The following is a 21,287-nucleotide window of genomic DNA, read 5'->3' as shown; positions in this document are numbered from 1 at the left end:
CAGCCCCCCTCTTACCTAGCCGACCCAACGGCCACCTGTGTATCGGCTCGATGCATGGCCCGGTAAAGCGCGTGAGCGTAGAGCGCCAACAGCACCATCTCACTGATGATGGTCGCCAACACTGCCCCTGAAACCCCCATAAGAGGAATCCACCATAGGTTGAGCAGCACGTTGAGCACCGCCACTGCCAGCTGTGCCCTCACCTTGTAGCGAATCCCGGCGGGAGTGACCAGAAAGGCACTGATGGTGCCGGCGAACAACCGAAAAGGCACAGCCCAAGCGAGCGCGGCCAGAAGGGGGACCGTCCCCTGATACGCATCACCAAAGGCCAGCATCACCCCGTACTCGGCACCGACCACAAGGGCGACGGTCGCCACCACTGCGTAGGGTGCCACGCCGACCAGCGCCTGGGGGACCCGTTGGCTGATCTGGCCCGGCTGTTCCCACCAATGGTAGATCCGCGCCAGGAGGAAGCGCTGAAAAAAAGCCTGCTGCGGCAAATAGACCGCGGCCAGAAAGAGCAACGCCACCGAGTATAAGCCAGCCGCTTCGGTACCGAGTATTGCCGCTAGCATGACCACATCGATCTGGTAGTAGACCAGGAACAAAGTGGCGCTAACCGCAAAGGGCAGCCCCTCGGCCAACCGATCCCGCAAACCCAATCCGCTTGGGCTCGCTGCCCTTGGGGGCTGGTCCACAAGCAATCTCGCGCGATAACTCAGGAGGACCCACAGCGATACCCCACCCACCAGCAGGCCGGCCAAGGCGAAAAAACCCAAAAACACCACGAATGAGCTACCCAGCAGCACTGCTGCGCCGATTGCCGCCAGGCGAGCGATGGGAGCCAGCAGCGACCAGCCAGCAACGGCCAGATCCCGCTGCCTTGCCTGAAAAATGGCCAGGGCAACAGGGTGTATTGCCATGGCCGGTAGCCAGGCACCAACCAGCAACGTCAGGAACACGTCAACGTCGTAAACCGCCGCCCCCAGGAGCATCAGCACGGGCAGGAGCGCGAGACACAGCACCGGGATAAGCCGACAGGACAGCCCGAGTGTCTGATACAGATCCTCCCCGGCACCCCGAGCCGAATAACGGAGGAGGAGTCGATCCATACCCAGGGACACGAGCGGGACGATCAGCGCGAAGGTCGCCATAAGAGTGGCAAACTGACCGTAGTCCTGCGGGCCGAAGGTTCGTCCGATCAAGACGAGAGCGACAAAACCGAGCCCGGCGCCGCCCGCGACGGCCGCTACCACCATCAGCGCTCTCACGCCATCTGTTAGTCTGCGACCGAAAAACATCAGGCCCACCGCCCATGAACGATGCTCAACACGACCCGGCTGTGCTAGCCGACGGATCGTTACCCATTACCGTCGCCATTCCCTGCTTCAATTGCACCCGTACGATCGAGCGCGCCCTTGCCTCAGTCGCAGCGCAGACCCAGAAACCGGCGGAGGTCGTGATTGTAGATGATGCCAGTACGGACGGCTCTTGGGAGACCCTGGGAGCGCTCCAGCGGCGGTGCAGCGGACTACCGATCCGCTTGCAGAAAATGCCGGTGAACCGGGGCCCGGCGAGTACGCGCAACGTGGCATGGGATCTGGCCACTCAGCCTTACATTGCGTTCCTCGATGCCGATGACAGCTGGCACCCGCGCAAGCTGGAGATCCAGCACAGCTTCATGCGCAGCCGCCCTGACGCAATGCTCACCGGGCACCGACTCCTCTATCCCGGCGAACCGCCCCCGGCCGGGCCCCCGGGCCCTATCACGGCGCGGCGCGTCGGTCCGCACCATCTGCTGTTCCGCAATTGCCTGCAACCTCCATCGTTGATGATTGCCGCGCACGCACCCTACCGCTTCCCTTCAGGACGCTACCACGATGAAGACTCTCTGATGGTGCTGCGTATGGCCAGCGACCGTCAGCTTCTTTATGCTCTCGACGCGCCGCTTGGATTCACGCACAAACCGAGATTCGGCGAAGGTGGCCTACGCGGCGATCTTGGCGCGATGCACGACGGACAGTTGGATACCCTGCGCGCGCTCTATCGCGAACGACGACTCTCCCTGCCAACCACCGTGCTGGCAGGCCTATGGTTCCGGGCCAAACATCTGCGCCGGCGGGCTCTCCACGGCTTACGAGGGTAGAATGCGCGTGCTCTACTGTCTGACCCGATCAGAAACGATCGGTGGCTACCATGTCCATGTCCTCGACCTAGCGCGTTGGATGCGGGAGAAGGGCGCCGATGTTCATGTCATTGTCGGCGGGACAGGCCCTTTTTGTGATCAGCTCAGCGAAGCGGGTATCCCCTGGACATCCGTCGCTAACCTGCGCCGCGATATCGATCCAGTCCGGGATATCGCTGCAACCTGGGCCCTTGTCCGGATCCTGCGCCGCCTCCGCCCCGACCTGGTCTCATTGCACTCTTCCAAGGCCGGCGTTCTTGGACGTTTGGCCCGGCTGGCATCACCCCACCCCGTCGTATTCACCGCCCACGGCTGGTCGTTCACCACGGGCATTCCCCGGCGCCAAGCCCGCGGTTTCCGGCAGGTGGAACGCCTGGCAGCGCCGTTGGCAAACCGCATTATCACCGTCTCGGAGTATGACCGGCAGCTGGCCCTGTGGCACCGAATAACCCAGCGCTGGCGCCTCGTTACAGTCCGCAACGGCACGCAAACCAATCATCGCGTCAGCATCACCCAGCACGGCGTCGACACCCCGCTCATCGTCTGTGTGGCACGACTCGAACCGCAAAAGGATCATCAGCGACTGCTTGAGGCTCTCGGGCGGCTTCGGGATCGACCGTGGAGGCTGGAGCTAATTGGCGATGGCCCGCTTCAAGGGGTGCTGGAAGCCAAAGCCTCAGCTCTTGGGATTCGGGAGCGCGTGACCTTTGCCGGCCTATGCGACGGCGTTGAGGAGCGCCTGGCGCGCGCCCAGCTTTTCGCTCTGCCCTCCCACTGGGAGGGGCTGCCGATCAGTGTCCTCGAAGCGATGAGTGTAGGCCTCCCCGTACTGGCCTCCGATGTCGGCGGCACCGCCGAGGCCGTTTGCCATGGGGAAACCGGCTACCTGATCCCCCCTGGCGACACCGACGGTTGGACGGCGTCGCTGCAGCGACTCCTCGCGTCGGCAGAACGACGGGTCTATCTCGGGGAGAATGGGCGTGAGCGACACCGAGACGCATTTACATTGGAGCGCATGGGCTGCGAAACCGCTGAGGTCTACCAGTCTGTAGTCTCCACTGCGAGCAGTAATAAGAGGTTGGCACGCGCCCGTTGACGCTCGAGCACCAATGCCTGCCCTGGAACGCATCAAGGATTCCTATGCCCCCTTTGAGCACCAAGAGCAAAGCAACCGCAGAGGATGCCATCCCTTTCTCGCGCCCGGATCTGGGCGAACCAGAGGAGGCGGCCGTCCTCCGCTGCCTGCGCTCGGGCTGGTTAACCACCGGCCCGGAGACCGCCGAGCTGGAGCGCCGCTTTGCCGAGGCGGTCGGCGTGCACCACGCAGTCGCGGTCTCTTCGTGCACGGCGGCGATGCATCTGGCGCTGGAAGGGCTAGGTGTTGGCCCCGGGGATCGGGTCATCACCAGCGTGCTCACCTTCACGGCAACCGCGGAGGCCATCCGCCTCTGCGGGGCTGAACCGCTCCTGGTGGACGTCGCGCCCGAGACCTTGGACCTCGACGTCACTGAAGTCGAACGACACCTCTCGGCCGACCCGCGCATCCGCGCCATCCTCCCGGTCCACTACGCGGGGCAAGCGTGCCGGATGGACCAGCTCCTGGAGCTGGCCTCCCGCTACGACGTCCGCATCGTCGAGGATGCCGCCCACGCGTTCCCTGCCCGCTTTCAGGGGCGCTGCGTTGGCTCGCTCGGGGACGCGACCGCGTTCAGCCTGTACGCCAACAAACCGCTGACCACCGGTGAGGGCGGACTGCTGACCACGAACAACGAGGCGCTGGCCCAGTGGGCCCGGCGCGCCCGGCTGCACGGCATCGAGCGCACCGCGAGCACCGAGCAGGGTCAAACTCGGTGGCGTTACGAGGTCACCGACGCGGGCTACAAGTACAACCTCCCGGATCTGGCCGCTGCACTGGCGCGCCCCCAGCTCGAGCGCGCGGCCCAAGCGCGTGCGCGGCGCGAGGCCATCGCCGACTATTACAGCAAGCAGCTTGCGGGCTTGCCTTTAAGTCTGCCGGCTGTCCGGGACAGCGCATCCGACCACTCCTGGCACCTCTTCCCTGTGCAGCTGGACCTCGAGGCGTTAAATCTCAGTCGGGATGGCTTCATCGACGCACTGGCCGAGCGGGGGATCGGGGCCAGCGTCCATTTCATCCCCCTCCATCGGCACCGCTATTGGCGAGAATCCCTTGGCCTGCGTACCGAGGACTTCCCCGTGGCTGAAGCGGCCGGACAGCGCCTGGTGAGTCTGCCGATCTATCCGGGGCTCACCGATGCCCAGGTCGAGCGCGTCGCCGACACCGTCGCCACGCTGTCGCGCGCGCACCGCCGATGAGTGAGCCCGGCGGGTGGCGTCTTTTCGAATCTGCGATCTCGGCCGTAGCCATCGTGCTGCTGCTGCCGCTCTTTCTGGTGCTGGCGGCAGCCATACGCCTGGACTCAGCGGGTCCGGTCCTCTATCACCAACGACGCGTGGGCCAGCACGGCGAGCTTTTCTGGATCTGGAAACTGCGGACCATGACCGCGGATGCCGAGCACCGCGGCCCCTCAATCACACGCGGCGGGGATGCGCGGATTACCCGCATCGGACGCCTCTTGCGCCGCTACAAGCTCGACGAGCTGCCGCAGCTGGTGAACGTCCTGCGCGGTGAGATGAGCCTGATCGGTCCACGGCCCGAGGTGCCGGAGTACGTGGCCCTCTATACCGAGGATCAGCGCCGGGTGCTTGAGGACCGGCCCGGGATCACGGACCCGGCCTCCGTGGCCTTCGCGGATGAGGAGCAGCGCCTGGCGGAGGCGGAGGATCCGGAGCAGTTCTACCGCGAGGTGATCCTGCCGGAGAAGCTGCACCTCTATCTGGCCTATCGCGGCCGGCGCAGCTGGCGCAGCGACCTTGGCTTGCTACTAAGAACCCTGGGGGTTCTGGCTGCACGGCGAGGCCGGCAGGGGGTCAGCCGGGCGCAGCGCCCAGGCGGGTAACACTGCGGCCCGCCCATCTGGCCGGGGGCAGCTTTGTATGCTGTTACCCCCGGCCGCTCAACGGCGCTCGCCGCGCCTCTTCACGCCGGCGCGAAGACGTCGCACCAGCCGTCGCCGTTGACCAGGACGTCGGCGAAATCCGGGTGGGAGCATTCGCCGTAGCCGTCCTCGACCTCCCCCTCCCAGAACCGGCAGTCGGCGCACCGCTGCCCGGACTCGTAACGGGCGTGGTCCTCCGCATCTGCCGCATCGCTCACATAGTCGTGGGCGTGGCCATCGTCGGCCTGCGGCATGGCGGTGGCCGTGCGCTGGTGCACCAGCGCACTGAGCGGGATGGCGGCGGCCGCCAGCGTCGCAGCCTGCAGCAGCCGGCGGCGGTTGGGATCGATGGCGTCAACCATCTTCTTCTCCTCCATGGCTCTCTCTCCCCGTCGTGTCGCACTACACCCGTGCGCAGTCAGGTCGGTCAGAAGGTGTACCCCACCGAGCCGACCACCATGTGGGCCGTGTAGTCGTAGTTGTCGCGGCCCATGAGCACGTAGTCGTCCATCTCATCCACCGGACCGGGCCCGAAGCCCAAGGCCCAGTCGTCCTCCTCGAAGCGCTGGCCCAGGTAGGCCAGGCGATAGTGGAACTGCTCCGAGGCCCGATACTTGCCGTAGAGTTCCAGCTGTGTGAGCCGGGTGGTCAGCGTCGGGTAGTCGGTGTCCTGGGCGCGATCGAAACCGATGTCGACATCGGTGCTGGCGTAGAGCACCTCCGCGCCCAGGGACCAACGCTCGTCCTCGGTGACGGTGGCCTCCGTCCCCAGCCCGACGGTCAGCGTCTCCTCGTCCTGGAGCAGGCTGCGCTGCTCGCCGGCGAGCTGCCGCTCCCCGTCGTCCCAGGTGACGAAGCCGTAACCGGTCCACTGCTCGGTGGGGAAATAGTCCAGGGACAATGTGTAGGAAGCGCGATTGCGCTCCTGCAGCCCCATATCCGAGTCGGTGAAGTCGTCCTCGCTGTAGGTCAACTCCGCGCCCAGGGCCAGCTCGGGGATCACGCTGTAGGTGCCGCTGACACCCAACTGGGTCTGTTCCAACTCGGCCAGGTGGTAGACCTCCGCGGGCAGGATGGTGCCTGCCTCGGACGCCGGACCGACGTACTCGGCACCTTCGCGGTAGAGCCTGCTGGCGAACACGGTCCCCTCCAGCTGGGGGGTGATCCGGCTGCGAAGCCGCGTGCGGAAGGTATCGTCCCGGGTGCTGCCGTCGGTGAAGTCGCGGTCGGTGTAACGGTGCTCGTAGCCCAGGACCAGGTTGGAGCGCGCCGGCAGACGGATATCGGCGTCGACGTCGGCGATGTGCCGCGTCCAGCCGTGGGGCCGCGTCCGGTCTTCCAGATCATCCTCCGGGAAGTACTGCGGCGTGCGGTTGTCCCGGTCGTCATAGCGGTAGCTGCCGCGCACTTGCAGACGCGGATGGAAGCGGTGCGTCCCGCGCAGGGTGGCCCGGGTGGTGTCGATGCGCCCATCCAGCGAAGAGGGTAGGTCGTCGTCGTCTTCAACGAAGCGTTCATCCTGCAGCGCGCGGCCCAGCTGCAGGTCGGCGCTGACGTTCGTCCCCGGCTGGATGGCGTAGGCGCCGGAGGCGAAGACCTGGTGGTAGAGGTTGTCGGGCTCGCGGAACACCTCACCGAACTCGCCGGGATCGTCCGGATCCTCCACGGTCAGGCGTTCGTCCGCCAGCTGCTGGAAGCTGGAGAGGTGGTAACCAACGCGCCCCTGAAACTGATCTCCGGTGTACTCCAGTCCCAAGGTGTACTGATCAGTCCGTTGATCAATGGGGACCGGTATCTCTACCCGCTCGGACACATTCACCCGCCCGTACCGATACCCATCCGTCTCCTCCCGACTGAACGAGAAGTTCACCTTCCATTCGTCGTCCAGGTGGCGCAGGGCATCAAAGGCTAAGCGCTCGCGGTGGCGCTCCACTTTCCAGTCGCGCAGCCGTTCCGGGCTGTCCTCGAAATCCTGGTTGCCCTGCCAGCCCTCCGGCAGCGAGAGCCGGTCGGTGCCGTCGCTGCGCAGGGGGCTCTGCACGTCGCGGTCGTAGAAGCGCGGGCGTTCGTCGTACTCCAGGGAGAGCCCGTAGGTCCCCTGGACGCCGTAGCGGCCGCGCAGGCGGCGGGAGTCGAGCCCGAGGTCCCGCCCCTCCAGACGGCCGTAGCGGGCGTCGTCGTCGCCCTCGCCGCGGTAGCGCAGGTCGAGGTGGGCCTCCGGGTAGAAACCCTCGTCCACCGGCCCGGTATAGCGGCGGAAGTGGTAGTTGTCCTCGCTCAGGTAACCGACTCCCAGCCACAGCTGCGAGCTGGCCGGGCCGACGAAGGTGGCCGAGGACTCCGGCGTGCCCGCGCCAGCGGCGGCGGGCAAGCCGAAGGCCGTCAGCACCAGGGCGCTGCTCAGGGCGCGCTGCTTGGTCATGATTCCTTCCTCCTTCTGCTGTTGCGCCGCCCGGCGTCACGGCCGGAAGCTGTCGCCGCCCGGGTGGTTGGAACCGTGGATGTCCGAGTGGCAGTTCAGGCAGCCGCGGCCAAATACCAGCCGCCCGTCGTCAGCAGGGCCAGGGCCAAACCACCCACCACCCTCGAAATCAGCCGGATCTACTCCGGGGTGACCACCAGGCGAGTGCAAATGACACGACTGGCACAGCTGCGTCGGGCGCGCCTCGAGCAGATTGGGATGCACCGAGCCGTGGGGGTCGTGGCAGTTGGTGCAGTCCTCGCGGACCGGCATGTGCTCCCACAGGAAGGGGCCGCGGTACTCGGCGTGGCAGTTGTAGCAGGTCTCGTTGACCTGGCCCTCGCGCAGGAGGCTCTCGCCGCCGGTGCCGTGGGGGTTATGGCAGTTGGTGCAGGTCACCTGCCCCTCCTCCACCGGGTGGTGGTGGGGGCGGTTGAAGTCGACGCGGCGCTCCTGGTGGCAGCTGGCGCACAGCTGCAGCTCATTCTCGGTGTGCAGCAGGCGTTCGTTCTCGCCGTGCATGTTGTGGCAGTCGACGCAGGCCATGTCCTGGAACTCGTGGGCGCCGCCGTGCCAGTGCATGCGATCGCCCCCGCTGTGGCAGTCCAGGCAGGTCTGGTTGGCCTCATCGGTGCTGATGTCCTCACCGATCTGGTAGAAGTGCTCCCAGCCGTCGCCGTGGCACTGGTAGCAGTAGTTGCCGTCTTCCGGCGTCTGTCCCGCCGGGGTGCGCGGGTCCGAGGCGACAGCGTGAGGGGTCTCCTCCATGCGACCGATGTGCGCGCGCAGGTCATCGACCCGGCGCTCGGCCATCACCGGCGAGAGGCCACGCACCTCCTCGACAAACTCTTCGATCTCTTCGGGGTCGAGGTCTTGAGCCGGGGCCGTGGCGGCGAACAGCAGCAGCGCGAAGAGGGCCGCGACGCCGCCGGCCGAGATCGCAAGCCGGTTGAGTGGTTGTCTGAACAAGGCACCCTCCTCCCCTTCGGTGCAGGTTTGATCGTTATCAAACCTGCTCTTAGCAAAAGGCAGGCCAGGGCAAACGGGCCGCGATCAAAGCCCCGCGATTCCGGGAGTTCAGCGGGAGGCCGGGGTTGCGGACAGGGGGTCGGCGGGGCCTGCCAGCGGTCAACGGCTGCGCAGCCTGGTCGCAGCCTGCGCAGCGCCCCCCCCGGTGGTCGGCGGCTCGCCCTTGTGCCATGGTGACTGGGTTGATTAATGTCAAATCATAAAAAGCAGGGCACGCTGCGCCCACCAGGGCCAGACACGCCCTGCCGGGCGCCGGGAGGACAGGCATGCGCGGATGCGTTCTGGTCGTGGATGACCACCGGGAGATCGTCTACGCCGTCCGGCGGCTGCTGGAAAGCCGCGGCCTGGAGGTGATCAGCGCCGCCTCGGCCGCCGAGGCCGAACCGCTGGTCGCACGGGCGGATGCGCTGATCCTCGACATCCAGCTGGAGCAGGACAACGGCCTGGCGCTGCTCCAGCGCCTGCGCAGCGCCGGGGACGAGACCCCGGCGCTGGTGCTATCGGCCCACACCTTTCCGGACAACGTGGTGGAGGCCAGCAAGCGCGGCGCGCTGCAGATCCTCGCCAAGCCCATCGAGGCGGAGGCCCTGGTGGCGGCGGTGGAGGAGGCCCTGAGCCAGACCCCATCCGGTACCGAGGCCTCCGGCCTGAGCGCCGAGGCCCACGAGGTGCTCGGTACCTCGGCGGCGATGATGGAGGTCTTCAAGGCGTTGGGGGTGGCCGCGGCCAACGACCTCAACGTCCTGCTCACCGGCGAGACCGGTGTCGGCAAGGAGGTCTCGGCGGAACTCATCCACCGCCACTCCCACCGCGCGTACGGGCCGTTCGTGGCCATCAACTGCACCGCCATGCCGGAGAGCCTGCTCGAGGCGGAGCTCTTCGGTCATGCCAGCGGCGCCTTTACCGGCGCCAACCGGGCCGCCGAGGGCAAGGTGGAGGCAGCCACCGGCGGCACCCTGTTCCTGGACGAGATCGGCGACATGCCGCTGGCCTTCCAGGCCAAGCTGCTGCGCTTTCTGGAAGACAAACGCTTCTACCGCCTGGGGGAGTCGACCCCGCGCCAGGCCGATGTGCGGGTGATCGCCGCCACCAACCGCCAGCTCCTCGGCGCGGACGCGGGTCAGTTCCGCAGCGACCTCTACTACCGCCTGGCGCAGATCCCGGTGCACATCCCGCCGCTGCGCGAGCGACTTGAGGACGTCCCGTCGCTGATCGAGGCCTTCATCCAGTCGGCCAATCAGGAGATGGACCTGGATATCCACGGCATCACCCCGGCGGTGCGCCGCCAGGCCCAGGGGCACGGCTGGCCGGGCAACGTCCGCGAGCTCAAGAACGCCGTCTACCGGGCCGCGGCCAAGCGACAACGCGGGCTGATCGACAGCCTGGAACTCGCCACCGGACAGGGCGAGCCGACCGGCGACGGCGACTTCGAGGCGGCGCTGGACGGCGCGCTCGACCGCGCGCTCCACCAAGGCGAGCTGCCGGAGCTGCTCAACGAGATCGAGCGCCGTGCCGTGCAGCGGGCGCTGAAGCATTACAACGGCAACAAGAGCCGGGTGGCCGAGGCCCTGAACGTCTCGCGCAACACGCTCCGCGCGCGGTTGCAGGCCATGGAGGAGACGACGGAGTGAGGTGCTGGCTGCCGCGCAACATGGCGGTACGCCTGGGTGCCACCTTCCTGCTGGTGACCCTGCTGGTGGCGCTGCCACTGACACTGTGGTTCGACCACTACGCCCGGGGCATGATCGAGGCCGCCGTCGAGCGGGCCGTCGAGGGGGCGGACGCGCGCATGATCCTCGACGCCGCGGTGGTCTCCGAGGCGTTCGACCGGGTGCGCGGCCTGGCAATTCTGGTGGTCGGCCTGAGTGCGCTGCTGGCCGCCGGCATCGGCGCCCTCATCGCGGCGCGCTGGCGGGCACGGATGCGCGGTATCGTCGAGCAGGGCCACCGCCGCGCACGGCGCGCCCAGGGCGGTGGCGAGCAGCCGGCGCCCTGCCCGGGCAGCCCCCGCCCCAGGCCGGGCGAGGACGAGCTCGACACCGTCGAGCGGCAGCTGCTCAACACCGTGGACCAGCTGGGGCGTTCGCAGTGGCTGCTCGACAGTGTCGAGGACATGGTCATGTTGGTCGATGCCCACGGCACCATCCGCCACGGCAACGCGGCCATCGGCACGCGCTGCGCCAGCTGCCCGGTCGCCGACTGCCAGGGCGCCAGCGTGCCGGACATCCTCGGCAACGGGCTATGGCTGCGCATCCGCAACGGCATCGAGCGCAGCGGGGCCGGCACCTTCGAGCAGGAGCTCCCGTTCGAGGGGCGACATTGCCCCGCCCTGGTCTCCTACCGGGTGCTGGGTGAGCTGATCCTGATCAAGATCACCGACCTGAGCGAATACCGCAGGCTCCACGAGCATCTGGAGAAGCTTCAGGCCCTATCCACGCTGGGGGAAATGGCCACCGAGCTGGCCCACGACATCAAGAACAGCATCGTGCCGGTGCGCCTGCTCTGCGAGGTCGCCCCGCTGGAGACGGAAGACCGGGAGGCGATCTTCCGCTCGCTGGATCACATCCACGAGCTGGTCAACGATTTCATGGCATTCGGCTGCGGGCGCAGCAGCGAGCGGCGCAGCGGCGCGCTAACCGAGATCCTGCAGAGCTGGACGACGGTGCTGCGCAACGAGGCCCAGGCCAAGGGTGTGAACCTGAGCGCGGAGATCGCCGACGCCCCGGTGGAGCTGCCCGGGGGCTTTCGCATCGTCTACGCCAATCTGGTGCGCAACGCCGTCCAGGCCGTGCCCGCCGGCGGCCGGGTGCAGGTGGATGCCCGTGTGGATGAGCGCGGCACGCTGGTTCTGGAGGTGACGGACGACGGCCCGGGCATCCCACCGTCGCTGCGCGAGCGGCTGTTCGAGCCCTTTGCCACCAGCCGCACCGACGGCACCGGGCTGGGGCTGGCGCTGGTTCGGCGCTACGTGGAGGAAGCCGGCGGCGAGGTCGCCTGCGACTCGACGCCCGGAGCCGGGACCACATTCACGGTGCACTGGCCAGGGGCCGGCGAAGCACCGGGCCGCTCACCGACCCCTTACCCAGGCCAGGCCTCGCCCGCCTGATCGCGGCGCCTGCGGTTGCACGGGCCACTTGCCGCGCATAGGCTCGGGGTCCACCCGGAACGCCCCACGGCCCATCCACCGTGCCACTGCCACGAGCGCCAGCCCATGAGGATGCACCCGCCCCTATCCGCCACCCCGATGCCGGTCCCCGGGGCGCCGCAGCGGACCGAAGAGGCAGCCTGCTCATGAGGGGGTGGCGGCCAGCCGTCTGGGTCTGCTTGCTCGTGGCCTGCGGCCCGGCCGGCGCCGGGGATGAGCGATCCTACGGCGGCGTGCTGGACGACGGCTGGCGGGTGGCGGTGGCCACCGGCACACTCGAGGTGGCCGACGGCACAGAGACCGGCACCGCGCACACCCTGGCCCTGGCCAATGGCGCCCACGTGATCAACGACCGCGGGCGGTACTGGGACTTCGAGGTCGGCCTGGCCTACACGCAGACGGCCTCGCATCCGGAGGGCGCCGGCGGGGCGTCGGTGCAGGCCAACCAGACCGACATCTACTACCAGGCGCGGCGACTGCTCGGTGAGTCGCCCTGGTTCCTCGGCTGGCACGTGGCACTGACGCGCACCAGCATCCAGCCGGCAGACGACGCCTCAGACCGCGACCTGGGCTTTACCGCCGGCGTCATCGCCGGCTACCGCGGCCCGGGCCGGTTGGGTGTACAGGTCGAGGGCCTGCTCACCGACCCGGAGCCCGACGGTCTGTCGCTGGGCTACGAGACACGGCAACTGCGCGGCGGCATCGTCCTCCGCTTCTAGAAGATGTCGCCTCCGGGCGACACGCCGGTCACAACCCAATTCAGCAGGTTACGGCACTACCCCACCTTGCGGTGTCGCCCTCAGACGACATCCGACCGCTGCACGCGGTGGGCCAGACCCACCCACGAAGCGCGCAAGTCACTGATCGGACGGGGTTTTGGTCATGTTGGCACGCACCGTGCTTGGTGAGTGGGCGAGTGATCGAGGTTGATCACGACGGGCAACCCAAGCAATCCAAAGCGGAGGTCACGTATGCAACACAAGCACTGGATCGCCGGTCTCCTGGCCCTGATGGTCGGTATGGGTTCCACCGCCGCCATGGCGTTCGACACCGAGGGCGAGGCAGACGACCAGTGGGAGGAGCCGGCTGACGACGGCTTCGAGGATGACGGCTTCGACGACGACGGCCTCGAGTTCGAGGAGCAGGACGACGAGATCGATCCCTGGGACGAGGATGCCGACGACGCCGATGCCGGCGATGAGGAGCTTGACTGGTAAAGGCTCCGTGTAACCCCTATCGGGCTCTCTATGGGGAGGCCCCATCCAGGAGGGATGGGGCCTCCTTTTTTATGGACGGCGGCACGACCGGTCAAAAAAAACCCCGGACCCTGGGGGGAGGATCCGGGGCAACAGCCAACCCGGCCTTGGGGGGAACCGGGTTGTGTGCGCCACGCTAGAGAGGAGGTTGTGGACCGCACATCAGCGACGCTCACTAGGTGCGACCATCCGTCACGCCGAAGAGTTCCCCACCGCGAACCACGCATCGAGGACCTCCGTCAGCTCATCGATCCCCTCGCCCTTGAGCGCCGAGAACAGCTGCACGCTCGGCAGCGTGACGCCGGCCTCGGCAGCGGCCTGGCGCACCGCCTGCAAGCGGTTGCGGGCGGCGCCGCGCTTGAGCTTGTCCGCCTTGGTCAGCACCCCGTGGAGCACCAGCCCGGCATCGGCGCACCAGCGCAGCATCTGCAGGTCCAGCTCGGTGGGCGCGTGGCGGACATCCATGATCACCACCACGCCGTAGAGCGCCTGGCGGTTGCGCAGGTACTCGGGCAGGGCCTGCTCCCAGCGCCGCTTCACCGCCTGGGGCACCTTGGCGTAGCCGTAGCCGGGCAGGTCGATGAGTCGGCGGGTCTCGTCGAGGTCGAAGCAGTTGATCGTCTGCGTCCGCCCCGGGGTGCCGCTGGTGCGTGCCAGCTTGCGCTGGCCGGTCAGCGCGTTGAGGACGCTGGACTTGCCCACGTTGGAGCGCCCGGCGAAGGCCACCTCGATCCCCTCGTCCGGCCCGAGGTCCGCCGGGGTGGGCGCGCTGAGCCGGAATTGCGCCCGCCGGTAGATACGGTCTGCTGTCATGCCTGCCTCTTGTGTCACGATTCGGTCCTTTCATGGTTTCATAGGCAGCGCGAATCGTCGCCGGTCTGCGCGTGGCCGGACAAATTGACGCTTGCGGACGCTGCTGCTATAAGTGGCAGCGTTCTGCGTCCAAGGTACGCACAAGGAAAGCCCACTCCATTAGCGGAGCGAACACAAGTCATGCACAAGCGCACCCTGACCGGCTTTACGGTCGCCGCCCTCGCGCTCGGCGCGACCACCGCCCAGGCCGAGGTCGACCTGGATGCGGGCGAGCAGCTGAACAACGAGGTCTGTCTGGCCTGCCACGGTGTCACCGGTGTCAGCGATGTCCCCGAGTGGCCCAGCCACGCCGGGCAGCACAAGGACTACATCGTCTACCATCTGGAGCTTTTCCGGGACGAGAACCGCTGGGACCCGGAGTTCCTGATGACACCCAACGCCACCGAGCTCTCGGATGAGGACATCCGCAACGTGGCGGCCTGGCTCGAGAAGCAGGACCCGCCGCCGGCACAGGACGTGGACGAGGAGCTGGCCGAGCAGGGCCGTGAGATCTACCACAGCGGCATCGGCGAGCGGAACGTGCCCTCCTGCGCCTCCTGCCACGGGCCCAACGGCGAGGGCATCAAGGGTGGCCAGTTCGCCGCGGTGGCCGGTCAGCAGGAGGTTTACCTCAACGATGCGCTGACCGCGTTCAAGAATGAGGACCGCGCCAGCGACCGCAACCGCATGATGCGCGACACGGCCGGTCGCATGACCGAGGAGGACATCGAGGCCGTCTCCGCCTACATGGCGAGCATGACGCTCCTCGACGACGACGACGAGTGATCGCAACGCCTCGCTGTCCCGACCAGGTCACGGATAAGCCCGCCTCTCCCCCGCATCCGCGGGGGTAGGCGGGTTTTTTTATACCCGGCAGGAACGACGCCACTCCGTCGCCCGAGGCTTCGGCACCCATGACCAACATCTCCTACCGTCTGCGCGAGGGCGTCTACGCCACCCTCCACCCGACGCTCTCGCCCGAGGCGCCGGCCACCATCCGGGTGGTCAGCTACAATATCCAGAACGCCATCGCCACCTCGCGCTACCACCACTACTTCACGCGGGGCTGGAAGCACGTGCTGCCCGACCGGCAGCGGCAGATGAACCTCGAGCGCATCGGCGGCTGGATCGAGCCCTACGACCTGGTCGGGCTGCAGGAGGTGGACGCCGGCAGCTTCCGCACGGGCTTCATGAACCAGGTGGAGCACCTGGCCTACAAGGCGGATTTCCCCTACTGGTACATCCAGACCAACCGCAACATGGGTCGCCTGGCACAGCAGAGCAACGGCCTGCTGGCCCGCTACCGCCCGGCGGAGATCCGTGAGCACCGCCTGCCCGGGCTGATCCCCGGGCGCGGGGCACTGCAGATCCGTTTCGGCGCGGGCAGCGAGGCGCTGAATGTCATCCAGGTGCACATGGCCCTGGGCCGGCGGACCCGGATCCGGCAGATGGACTTCCTGGCCGAGCTGGTCAACGCCCACCGGCACGTGATCGTCATGGGCGACCTGAACTGCCGGACGGACAGCCCGGAGCTCGACCGCCTGGGGCGGCGCACCGACCTCTCCGAGCCCATCCACGGGCTGCACACCTTCCCCAGCTGGCGCCCGCGCCACAACATCGATCACATCCTGATCAGCTCCACGCTCCGGGTGCAGCGGGCCCGCGTGCTGGAATATCCCCTCTCGGACCACCTGCCCATCGCCATGGAGCTGGGCCTGCCCGAGGCAGTCCGGCTGCCTGCGGCATAACGCGCAGGGGTTTGTTGCCGCCCGCGGAACTGTATTACGCTCCCGCGTCAAGTTCCGACGGGGAGCATGGCCATGACGGATTTGCGGCAGTCGATCCATGGAGAGTGGGGATCGCGGTGGGCCTTCATTCTGGCGGCAACCGGCTCCGCCGTGGGCCTGGGCAACATCTGGCGCTTCCCCTACGTCGTCGGTGAGTACGGCGGCGGCGCCTTCATCCTGATCTACCTGGCCTGCATCCTCGCCATCGGCATCCCGGTGATGATGGCCGAGATCCTCATCGGCCGCCGCGGCCGCCAGAGCCCCATCAACACCATGCGCGCCCTGCCCGCCGAGTACGGCGGCGGACGCTGGTGGCAGATCCTTGGCTGGCTGGGGGTCTGCGCCGGCTTCCTGGTGCTCTCCTTCTACTCGGTGGTGGCGGGCTGGTCGCTCGCCTACGTCCCCTACACCGCCACCGGCACCTTCACCGGCGCCGAGACCAGCCAGGTGGAGGAGGTGTTCGGCAACCTGCTGGCCAGCCCGTGGCAGATGCTCTTCTGGCACACCCTGTTCATGGGGGCCACCGCCTACATCGTCCTGCGCGGGGTGCAGAACGGCCTGGAGCGCGCGGTGCGCCTGCTCATGCCGATCCTCTTCCTGCTGCTGCTGGTGATGGTCGGTTACGGCATGGGCGCCGGGGCGTTCGTCGAGGCGATGGACTTCATGTTCTCGCCGGACTTCAGCGCCATCGGCGGCGATGCGGTGCTGGTGGCGATGGGCCAGGCCTTCTTCACCCTCAGCCTAGGGCTTGGCGCGATCATGGCCTACGGCTCGTACCTGTCCAAGCGCTCCTCGATCCCCGGCAACAGCGGGCTGATCGCCGGCGCCGACACGGTCATCGCGCTGCTCGCCGGTCTGGCCATCTTCCCCATCGTGCTGGCCGCCGGGCTCGATCCGGACAGTGGGCCGGGCCTGGTCTTCGTGACCCTCTCCTACGGCTTCGGGCAGATGCCGCTTGGCGCGCTGTTCGGCACGCTGTTCTTCCTGCTGCTCTCCTTCGCCGCGCTCACCTCGGCGATCTCCATCATGGAACCGGCAACGGCCTACTTGGTGGAGACGCGCGGCTGGAGGCGGCCCAAGGCGGCCGCAGCGGTGGCTGCCGCGGCCTGGCTGGTGGGCATCGGCTCGCTGCTGGCATTCAACGTCTGGGCCGGGTTCACCATCGCCGGGCTGAACTTCCAGGAGCTGGCCGAGTACCTCTCCACCAGCATCATGCTGCCGCTCGGCGGTCTGCTGATGGCGGTGTTCGCCGGCTGGGTGCTGCCGCGCAGCGTCACCGGCGAGGAGCTGGCGCTGCCCGGGTGGCTGTACCGGACCTGGCTGGTGCTGGTGCGCTACATCGTGCCGGCAGCGATCCTGGTGGTCTTCGCCAACAGCCTCGGGCTGCTCGGCTAGCCCGTGGGCGCCGGAGCCCGGCTCCGCCGGGCCACGGGATGAACGGACACCGCGCGGCGCCTAGGCGCTGCCGCGGTGTCGCTCTTTCAGGCCCACGTAGTGGTTGGCGGAGTAGCGCAGGTGCTCGCGCTCGGCGTCGGTCAGCTCGCGCACCGGCTTGGCCGGGTTGCCCAGGTAGAGGTAGCCCCCGGGCAGCTCCTTGCCCGGCGGCACCAGGGCGCCGGCCCCGATGATGCTCTCGGCGCCGACCACGGCCCCATCGAGGATCACCGAGCCGATCCCCACCAGGCAATGATCGCCCACGCGGCAGGCGTGGATCACCGCCTTGTGGCCCACCGTCACCTCGGCCCCGATCAGCGCCGGGAAGCCGCCGGGGCAGTAGGGACCGTCGTGGGCCACATGGACCACCGCGCCGTCCTGGATGTTGGTGCGCGCACCGACCTCGATGCGGTGGACGTCCCCGCGCAGGACGGCCGTGGGCCAGACCGAGACCTCCTCCTCGAGGGTCACGTCGCCGATGACCAGGGCCGTGGCATCGACCCAGGCCCCGGGACCGAGCTGCGGGCGGATGCCTCCGAATTCGCGGATCATGTCGGCTCCCGTTTGATTACAGGGTCACCAGTTCCTCTGCGCTGGTGGGGTGAATGGCCACCGTGTTGTCGAAATCGGCCTTGGTCGCCCCCATGCGCACCGCCACGGCGAAGCCCTGGAGCATCTCGTCGGCGCCCTCGCCGAAGAGGTGCACACCGACCACCCGCTGCTCGGCACCGACGGTCACCAGCTTCATGGCCGTGCGCCGCTTCACCTCCTGGGGGGCCAGGGCGTAGTTCATGGGGAAGAAGCGGGTCTGGTGGCAGGTGACCTGGTCGGCGCCGTAGGCGGCCTCGGCCTCCGGCTCGGTCATGCCCACGGTACCCAGCGGCGGGTGGGTGAAGACCACCGACGGGATATCCCGGTAATCCAGGCGGCTATCGCTCCGGCCGGCAAAGAGCCGATCGGCCAGGCGCCGCCCGGCGGCGATGGCCACCGGGGTGAGCGGGAAATCGTTGCCGGTGACATCACCCACGGCCAGCACCGAATCCACCTCGGTGCGCTGGTAGTCGTCCACCGGGATGGTGCCGTCGGCCCGTGGGGTGATACCGGCACGCTCAAGACCCAGGCCGCCGGTGGCGGCGTCGCGGCCGATGGCCCAGATGACGGTATCGACGCCCTCGATGCGCCGGCCGTCCTCGGCCACCAGGGTGTGCCTGCCGTCCGCCTGGCGCTCGCAGGCGGCGGGGACGAAGTGGGTGCGCAGGTCGAAGCCGTCCACCTCCAGGCTCTCGGCCAGGGCCTCGCGCAGCAGCGGGTCGAAGCCGCGCAGCGGGCCATCGCGGCGCACGGTCAGCGTGGTCTCGGTGCCCAGGTGGTGCAGCACGCCGGCCAGCTCCACGGCGATGTAGCCGGCCCCCACCACGACGGCGCGCCGGGGCTGCTCGCGGAGCTGGAAGAAACCGTCCGAGTCGATGCCGTGCTCGGCACCGGGGATCTGCGGGCGACTCGGCCGCCCGCCCGGGGCGAGGAGGATGTAGCGCCCGTGCAGGGCCCGGCCATCCACCTCGACGGTGTGGGCGTCACGCAGCTGCCCCGTGCCCCGGTGGAGATCGATCCCGGCGCGCTCGACGTTGGTGGCGTAGATCCCGTTGAGCCGCTCGACATAGGCGTCGCGGGCCCGGCACAGGGCCGCCCAGTCGAAGCCGGGGGGCTGCCCCAGGCTGAAGCCGAAGTCGGCGGCGCGCTCGAGCGCGGCGGCCGTCTCGCTGGCGTACCACATGACCTTCTTGGGCACGCAGCCGACATTGACGCAGGTGCCTCCGAGCCGGTCGCGCTCGACCATGGCCACGCGGGCCCCGTGAGCCGCAGCGCGACGCGCCGTGGCCATGCCACCGCTGCCGCCACCGATGACGATCAGATCGTGCTCGTCCGTCATGGACCCTCCTCGAAAACCGGCATCGGGCGAACCCCCCGCTCCCCCGGATCCGGTGCAGGGATCGTTCGCCGCACGCGTGCTAGAGTGTAACGCGTCCGCTGCTGAGGTGGTGATATGTCGCAAAACCCGCTGCTTGACGATCACTTGCTGCCGCCGTTTCCACGCATCCGCGCCGAGCATGTCGAACCCGCTGTGGAGACCCTCATCGAGGGCAGCCGCGAGGCCCTCGAGACGGCCCTAGCAGCCGGCCCGCCCTACACTTGGGAGGGCCTGATGCTGCCCCTGGAGGAGGCCGACGACCGGCTGGCCCGGGTCTGGGCACCGGTCGCCCACCTGCACGCCGTGGCCGATTCGCCGGAGCTGCGCCAGGCCTACAACGCCGCCCTCCCGGCACTCAGCGCGCACTACGCCGAGCAGGGCCAGGATCCGCGGCTCTACCGGGCGATCCACGATCTCTCGGAACGCGCCGCTGCGCTGGGCCTGGATCCAGCGCAGCGCAAGGTGATCGCCGACACCCTGCGCGATCTGGAACTCGCCGGTGTGGGGCTCGAAGAGCCGGCACGCAGCCGGTTCCGGGCCAACGCACAGCGCCTGGCCGAGCTCGGTGCCCGCTTTCAAGAGAACGTGCTCGACGCCACCCAGGCCTGGCACCTGGACGTGGACGAGGCGGCACTGGCCGGATTGCCCGGCTCGGCCCGCTCCATGGCCCGCCAGGCGGCGACCGAGGCCGGCGTCAGTGGCTACCGCCTGACCCTGCAGATGCCCAGCGTGCTGGCCGTGCTACAGCACGCCGAGGACCGCGAACTGCGCCGCGAGGTCTACACCGCCCACGCCACACGGGCCTCCGACGCCGGCCCCCACGCCGGGCACTACGACAACACCCCGGTGATGGAGGAGATCCTGCGCCTGCGCGCCGAGCAGGCCGATCTGCTTGGCTACCCCAGCTACGCCCACCAGACCCTGGCACGGCGCATGGCCGACTCCCCCGAGGAGGTGCACCGCTTCCTCACCGATCTGGCCGAGCGCGCCCGCCCACGCGCCCAGGACGAGTTCGACGAGCTGCAGCGCTTCGCCTACGAGCGCGACGGGATCGATCACCTGGAGGTCTGGGACGTCCCCTACTACAGCGAGCGGCTTCGCGAGGAGCGCTTCCAGCTCTCCGACGAGACGCTGCGCCCGTACTTCCCGGCCGAGCACGTGGTCGAGGGGCTGTTCACGATCGCCGAGCGGTTGTTCGGGGTCCGCTTCCGGCTCCGCAACGACGTCGAGAGCTGGCACCCGGATGTCCGCTATTACGAGCTGCTCGATGCCGACGGGGCCGCGCGCGGCGGCCTCTACGCCGACCTCTACGCACGCACGGGCAAGCGCAGCGGCGCCTGGATGGGCGAGTGCTGCAGCCGGCGCCGCCGCGGCGACGGCGTTCAGCCCCCGGTGGCCTTCCTGACCTGCAACTTCATGCCCACCGCCGAGGGTGAGCCAGCGCTGCTGACCCACGACGAGGTGGTCACCCTGTTCCACGAGTTCGGCCACACCCTGCACCACCTGCTCACCCGCCAAGACTGGCGCCCGGTGGCGGGGATCCACGGGGTCGAGTGGGATGCGGTCGAGCTGCCCAGCCAGCTGCTGGAGAATTGGTGCTGGGAACGCGAGGGGCTGGATCTGCTGGCCGCTCACCACCAGACCGGCGAGCCACTCCCGCAGCCACTGTTCGAACGGCTGCGGGCCTCCCGCGACTTCCAGGCCGGGCTGCAGATGCTCCGCCAACTGGAGTTCTCACTGTTCGATCTGGAACTCCACCAGCGCCGGGACGCCCCGGAGGCGGCCGGCATCCTGAGCACCCTTGAGGATGTCCGCCGGCGCGTGGCGGTGGTCCACCCGCCGGCCTGGCAGCGCTTCCCGCACAGCTTCGCGCACATCTTCGCCGGCGGGTACGCCGCCGGCTACTACAGCTACAAGTGGGCGGAGGTGCTCTCCGCGGACGCCTTCGAGCGCTTTCGCGAGGAGGGGCTGCTCGAGCGCAGCGTGGGCCAGTCGCTGGCCGAGAACATCCTGGAGATGGGCGGTGCGGCCCCGGCCCGGGAGCTGTTCCAGGGCTTCCGCGGCCGGCCGCCGAGCATCGAACCGCTGCTACGCCAGAGCGGACTCAGCGACGACCCGGCCCCCTCCCGCGGGTAATCCGCCGCCCGCCCCC

Annotated in this window: 19 protein-coding genes; 12 read left to right on the top strand and 7 right to left on the bottom strand. The window is 68.4% G+C overall.

The window, feature by feature from the left end; all coding sequences use genetic code 11:
- Positions 1-11: 11 nt before the first annotated feature.
- Complete coding sequence (locus LRF89_RS06020) at positions 12-1,259, bottom strand: oligosaccharide flippase family protein (protein WP_238636736.1); 1,248 nt, start codon at positions 1,257-1,259, stop codon at positions 12-14.
- Between the two features lie 56 nt (positions 1,260-1,315).
- Here LRF89_RS06020 and LRF89_RS06015 point away from each other — a divergent pair, with 56 nt between their 5' ends.
- The 4 genes from LRF89_RS06015 to LRF89_RS06000 are packed head-to-tail and all read left to right on the top strand — an operon-like array spanning position 1,316 to position 5,163.
- Positions 1,316-2,146 carry a glycosyltransferase family 2 protein gene (locus tag LRF89_RS06015; protein WP_238636735.1) on the top strand — a complete coding sequence of 277 codons (831 nt, stop codon included), beginning with the start codon at positions 1,316-1,318 and terminating at the stop codon, positions 2,144-2,146.
- Position 2,147: 1 nt separating this feature from the next.
- Entirely contained in the window at positions 2,148-3,281 is a 1,134-nt protein-coding gene (locus tag LRF89_RS06010) for a glycosyltransferase family 4 protein (protein WP_238636734.1), read from the top strand.
- Between the two features lie 44 nt (positions 3,282-3,325).
- The gene (locus tag LRF89_RS06005; protein WP_238636733.1) at positions 3,326-4,519 is read left to right on the top strand and encodes a DegT/DnrJ/EryC1/StrS family aminotransferase; all 1,194 of its coding nucleotides are present in this window, start codon (positions 3,326-3,328) and stop codon (positions 4,517-4,519) included.
- Positions 4,516-5,163 carry a sugar transferase gene (locus LRF89_RS06000; RefSeq protein ID WP_238636732.1) on the top strand — a complete coding sequence of 216 codons (648 nt, stop codon included), beginning with the start codon at positions 4,516-4,518 and terminating at the stop codon, positions 5,161-5,163. The genes LRF89_RS06005 and LRF89_RS06000 overlap by 4 nt, the downstream gene beginning before the upstream one ends.
- Before the next feature lie 80 nt (positions 5,164-5,243).
- On the opposite strand, the gene LRF89_RS05995 is transcribed toward LRF89_RS06000, so the two are convergent.
- The 3 genes from LRF89_RS05995 to LRF89_RS05985 all read right to left on the bottom strand — a co-directional run bounded on the left by LRF89_RS05995 (position 5,244) and on the right by LRF89_RS05985 (position 8,632).
- Positions 5,244-5,564: a high-potential iron-sulfur protein gene (locus LRF89_RS05995; protein WP_238636751.1), complete on the bottom strand. Its 321-nt coding sequence runs from the start codon at positions 5,562-5,564 to the stop codon at positions 5,244-5,246.
- Between the two features lie 65 nt (positions 5,565-5,629).
- Complete coding sequence (locus LRF89_RS05990; protein ID WP_238636731.1) at positions 5,630-7,624, bottom strand: MtrB/PioB family decaheme-associated outer membrane protein; 1,995 nt, start codon at positions 7,622-7,624, stop codon at positions 5,630-5,632.
- A gap of 36 nt (positions 7,625-7,660) precedes the next feature.
- Positions 7,661-8,632: a DmsE family decaheme c-type cytochrome gene (locus tag LRF89_RS05985; protein WP_238636730.1), complete on the bottom strand. Its 972-nt coding sequence runs from the start codon at positions 8,630-8,632 to the stop codon at positions 7,661-7,663.
- A 326-nt stretch (positions 8,633-8,958) separates the two neighbouring features.
- Here LRF89_RS05985 and LRF89_RS05980 point away from each other — a divergent pair, with 326 nt between their 5' ends.
- The 4 genes from LRF89_RS05980 (at position 8,959) to LRF89_RS05965 (ending at position 13,054) form a co-directional block, all read left to right on the top strand.
- Positions 8,959-10,323 (top strand): sigma-54-dependent transcriptional regulator, encoded by a 1,365-nt coding sequence (locus LRF89_RS05980; protein WP_238636729.1) that lies wholly within the window; start codon positions 8,959-8,961, stop codon positions 10,321-10,323.
- Positions 10,320-11,798 carry a two-component system sensor histidine kinase NtrB gene (locus LRF89_RS13565; RefSeq protein WP_238636728.1) on the top strand — a complete coding sequence of 493 codons (1,479 nt, stop codon included), beginning with the start codon at positions 10,320-10,322 and terminating at the stop codon, positions 11,796-11,798. Before LRF89_RS05980 ends, LRF89_RS13565 begins: the two co-directional genes overlap by 4 nt.
- 185 nt (positions 11,799-11,983) lie before the next feature.
- Positions 11,984-12,556: a porin family protein gene (locus LRF89_RS05970; RefSeq protein ID WP_238635038.1), complete on the top strand. Its 573-nt coding sequence runs from the start codon at positions 11,984-11,986 to the stop codon at positions 12,554-12,556.
- Positions 12,557-12,808: 252 nt separating this feature from the next.
- Entirely contained in the window at positions 12,809-13,054 is a 246-nt protein-coding gene (locus LRF89_RS05965) for a hypothetical protein (protein WP_201173519.1), read from the top strand.
- A 231-nt stretch (positions 13,055-13,285) separates the two neighbouring features.
- Here LRF89_RS05965 and yihA read toward each other — a convergent pair whose 3' ends face one another.
- Positions 13,286-13,906 (bottom strand): ribosome biogenesis GTP-binding protein YihA/YsxC, encoded by a 621-nt coding sequence (gene yihA, locus LRF89_RS05960; RefSeq protein ID WP_238635039.1) that lies wholly within the window; start codon positions 13,904-13,906, stop codon positions 13,286-13,288.
- A 180-nt stretch (positions 13,907-14,086) separates the two neighbouring features.
- On the opposite strand from yihA, the gene LRF89_RS05955 reads away from it, so the two are divergent.
- The 3 genes from LRF89_RS05955 (at position 14,087) to LRF89_RS05945 (ending at position 17,127) form a co-directional block, all read left to right on the top strand.
- Positions 14,087-14,731 carry a c-type cytochrome gene (locus tag LRF89_RS05955; protein WP_201243101.1) on the top strand — a complete coding sequence of 215 codons (645 nt, stop codon included), beginning with the start codon at positions 14,087-14,089 and terminating at the stop codon, positions 14,729-14,731.
- Between the two features lie 128 nt (positions 14,732-14,859).
- Positions 14,860-15,693, top strand: a complete 834-nt coding sequence (locus LRF89_RS05950) for an endonuclease/exonuclease/phosphatase family protein (RefSeq protein WP_201173534.1) — start codon at positions 14,860-14,862, stop codon at positions 15,691-15,693.
- A 72-nt stretch (positions 15,694-15,765) separates the two neighbouring features.
- A complete protein-coding gene (locus LRF89_RS05945) occupies positions 15,766-17,127 on the top strand; it encodes a sodium-dependent transporter (RefSeq protein ID WP_201243102.1) in 1,362 nt (453 codons plus the stop codon).
- 60 nt (positions 17,128-17,187) lie between these two features.
- Here LRF89_RS05945 and LRF89_RS05940 read toward each other — a convergent pair whose 3' ends face one another.
- Both LRF89_RS05940 and gorA read right to left on the bottom strand, forming a co-directional pair.
- Positions 17,188-17,718, bottom strand: a complete 531-nt coding sequence (locus tag LRF89_RS05940) for a gamma carbonic anhydrase family protein (RefSeq protein ID WP_201242679.1) — start codon at positions 17,716-17,718, stop codon at positions 17,188-17,190.
- A 16-nt stretch (positions 17,719-17,734) separates the two neighbouring features.
- On the bottom strand, positions 17,735-19,096 hold the full coding sequence (gene gorA / locus LRF89_RS05935) for a glutathione-disulfide reductase (protein ID WP_238636727.1): 1,362 nt from the start codon (positions 19,094-19,096) through the stop codon (positions 17,735-17,737).
- Positions 19,097-19,210: 114 nt separating this feature from the next.
- On the opposite strand from gorA, the gene LRF89_RS05930 reads away from it, so the two are divergent.
- Positions 19,211-21,271: a M3 family metallopeptidase gene (locus tag LRF89_RS05930; protein ID WP_238636726.1), complete on the top strand. Its 2,061-nt coding sequence runs from the start codon at positions 19,211-19,213 to the stop codon at positions 21,269-21,271.
- Positions 21,272-21,287 lie beyond the last annotated feature (16 nt).

It is taken from the genome of Halorhodospira sp. 9621 (assembly GCF_022228055.1).
GTDB classification, from domain to species: domain Bacteria; phylum Pseudomonadota; class Gammaproteobacteria; order Nitrococcales; family Halorhodospiraceae; genus Halorhodospira; species Halorhodospira halophila_A.
The sequence above is the reverse complement of the archived record's forward strand: the minus strand, read 5'-3'. Positions and strand labels throughout refer to the sequence as shown.

Bases quoted from the DNA above. Each gene is read 5' to 3' on its own strand.
- gorA (WP_238636727.1), bottom strand. From the start codon at position 19,096: ATGACGGACGAGCACGATCTGATCGTCATCGGTGGCGGCAGCGGTGGC.
- LRF89_RS06010 (WP_238636734.1), top strand. From the start codon at position 2,148: ATGCGCGTGCTCTACTGTCTGACCCGATCAGAAACGATCGGTGGCTAC.
- LRF89_RS05980 (WP_238636729.1), top strand. From the start codon at position 8,959: ATGCGCGGATGCGTTCTGGTCGTGGATGACCACCGGGAGATCGTCTAC.
- LRF89_RS05950 (WP_201173534.1), top strand. From the start codon at position 14,860: ATGACCAACATCTCCTACCGTCTGCGCGAGGGCGTCTACGCCACCCTC.
- LRF89_RS06005 (WP_238636733.1), top strand. From the start codon at position 3,326: ATGCCCCCTTTGAGCACCAAGAGCAAAGCAACCGCAGAGGATGCCATC.
- LRF89_RS05930 (WP_238636726.1), top strand. From the start codon at position 19,211: ATGTCGCAAAACCCGCTGCTTGACGATCACTTGCTGCCGCCGTTTCCA.
- LRF89_RS06015 (WP_238636735.1), top strand. From the start codon at position 1,316: ATGAACGATGCTCAACACGACCCGGCTGTGCTAGCCGACGGATCGTTA.
- LRF89_RS05965 (WP_201173519.1), top strand. From the start codon at position 12,809: ATGCAACACAAGCACTGGATCGCCGGTCTCCTGGCCCTGATGGTCGGT.
- LRF89_RS05940 (WP_201242679.1), bottom strand. From the start codon at position 17,718: ATGATCCGCGAATTCGGAGGCATCCGCCCGCAGCTCGGTCCCGGGGCC.
- LRF89_RS05945 (WP_201243102.1), top strand. From the start codon at position 15,766: ATGACGGATTTGCGGCAGTCGATCCATGGAGAGTGGGGATCGCGGTGG.
- LRF89_RS05995 (WP_238636751.1), bottom strand. From the start codon at position 5,564: ATGGTTGACGCCATCGATCCCAACCGCCGCCGGCTGCTGCAGGCTGCG.
- LRF89_RS05990 (WP_238636731.1), bottom strand. From the start codon at position 7,624: ATGACCAAGCAGCGCGCCCTGAGCAGCGCCCTGGTGCTGACGGCCTTC.
- LRF89_RS06020 (WP_238636736.1), bottom strand. From the start codon at position 1,259: ATGGTGGTAGCGGCCGTCGCGGGCGGCGCCGGGCTCGGTTTTGTCGCT.
- LRF89_RS05970 (WP_238635038.1), top strand. From the start codon at position 11,984: ATGAGGGGGTGGCGGCCAGCCGTCTGGGTCTGCTTGCTCGTGGCCTGC.
- LRF89_RS05955 (WP_201243101.1), top strand. From the start codon at position 14,087: ATGCACAAGCGCACCCTGACCGGCTTTACGGTCGCCGCCCTCGCGCTC.
- LRF89_RS06000 (WP_238636732.1), top strand. From the start codon at position 4,516: ATGAGTGAGCCCGGCGGGTGGCGTCTTTTCGAATCTGCGATCTCGGCC.
- yihA (WP_238635039.1), bottom strand. From the start codon at position 13,906: ATGACAGCAGACCGTATCTACCGGCGGGCGCAATTCCGGCTCAGCGCG.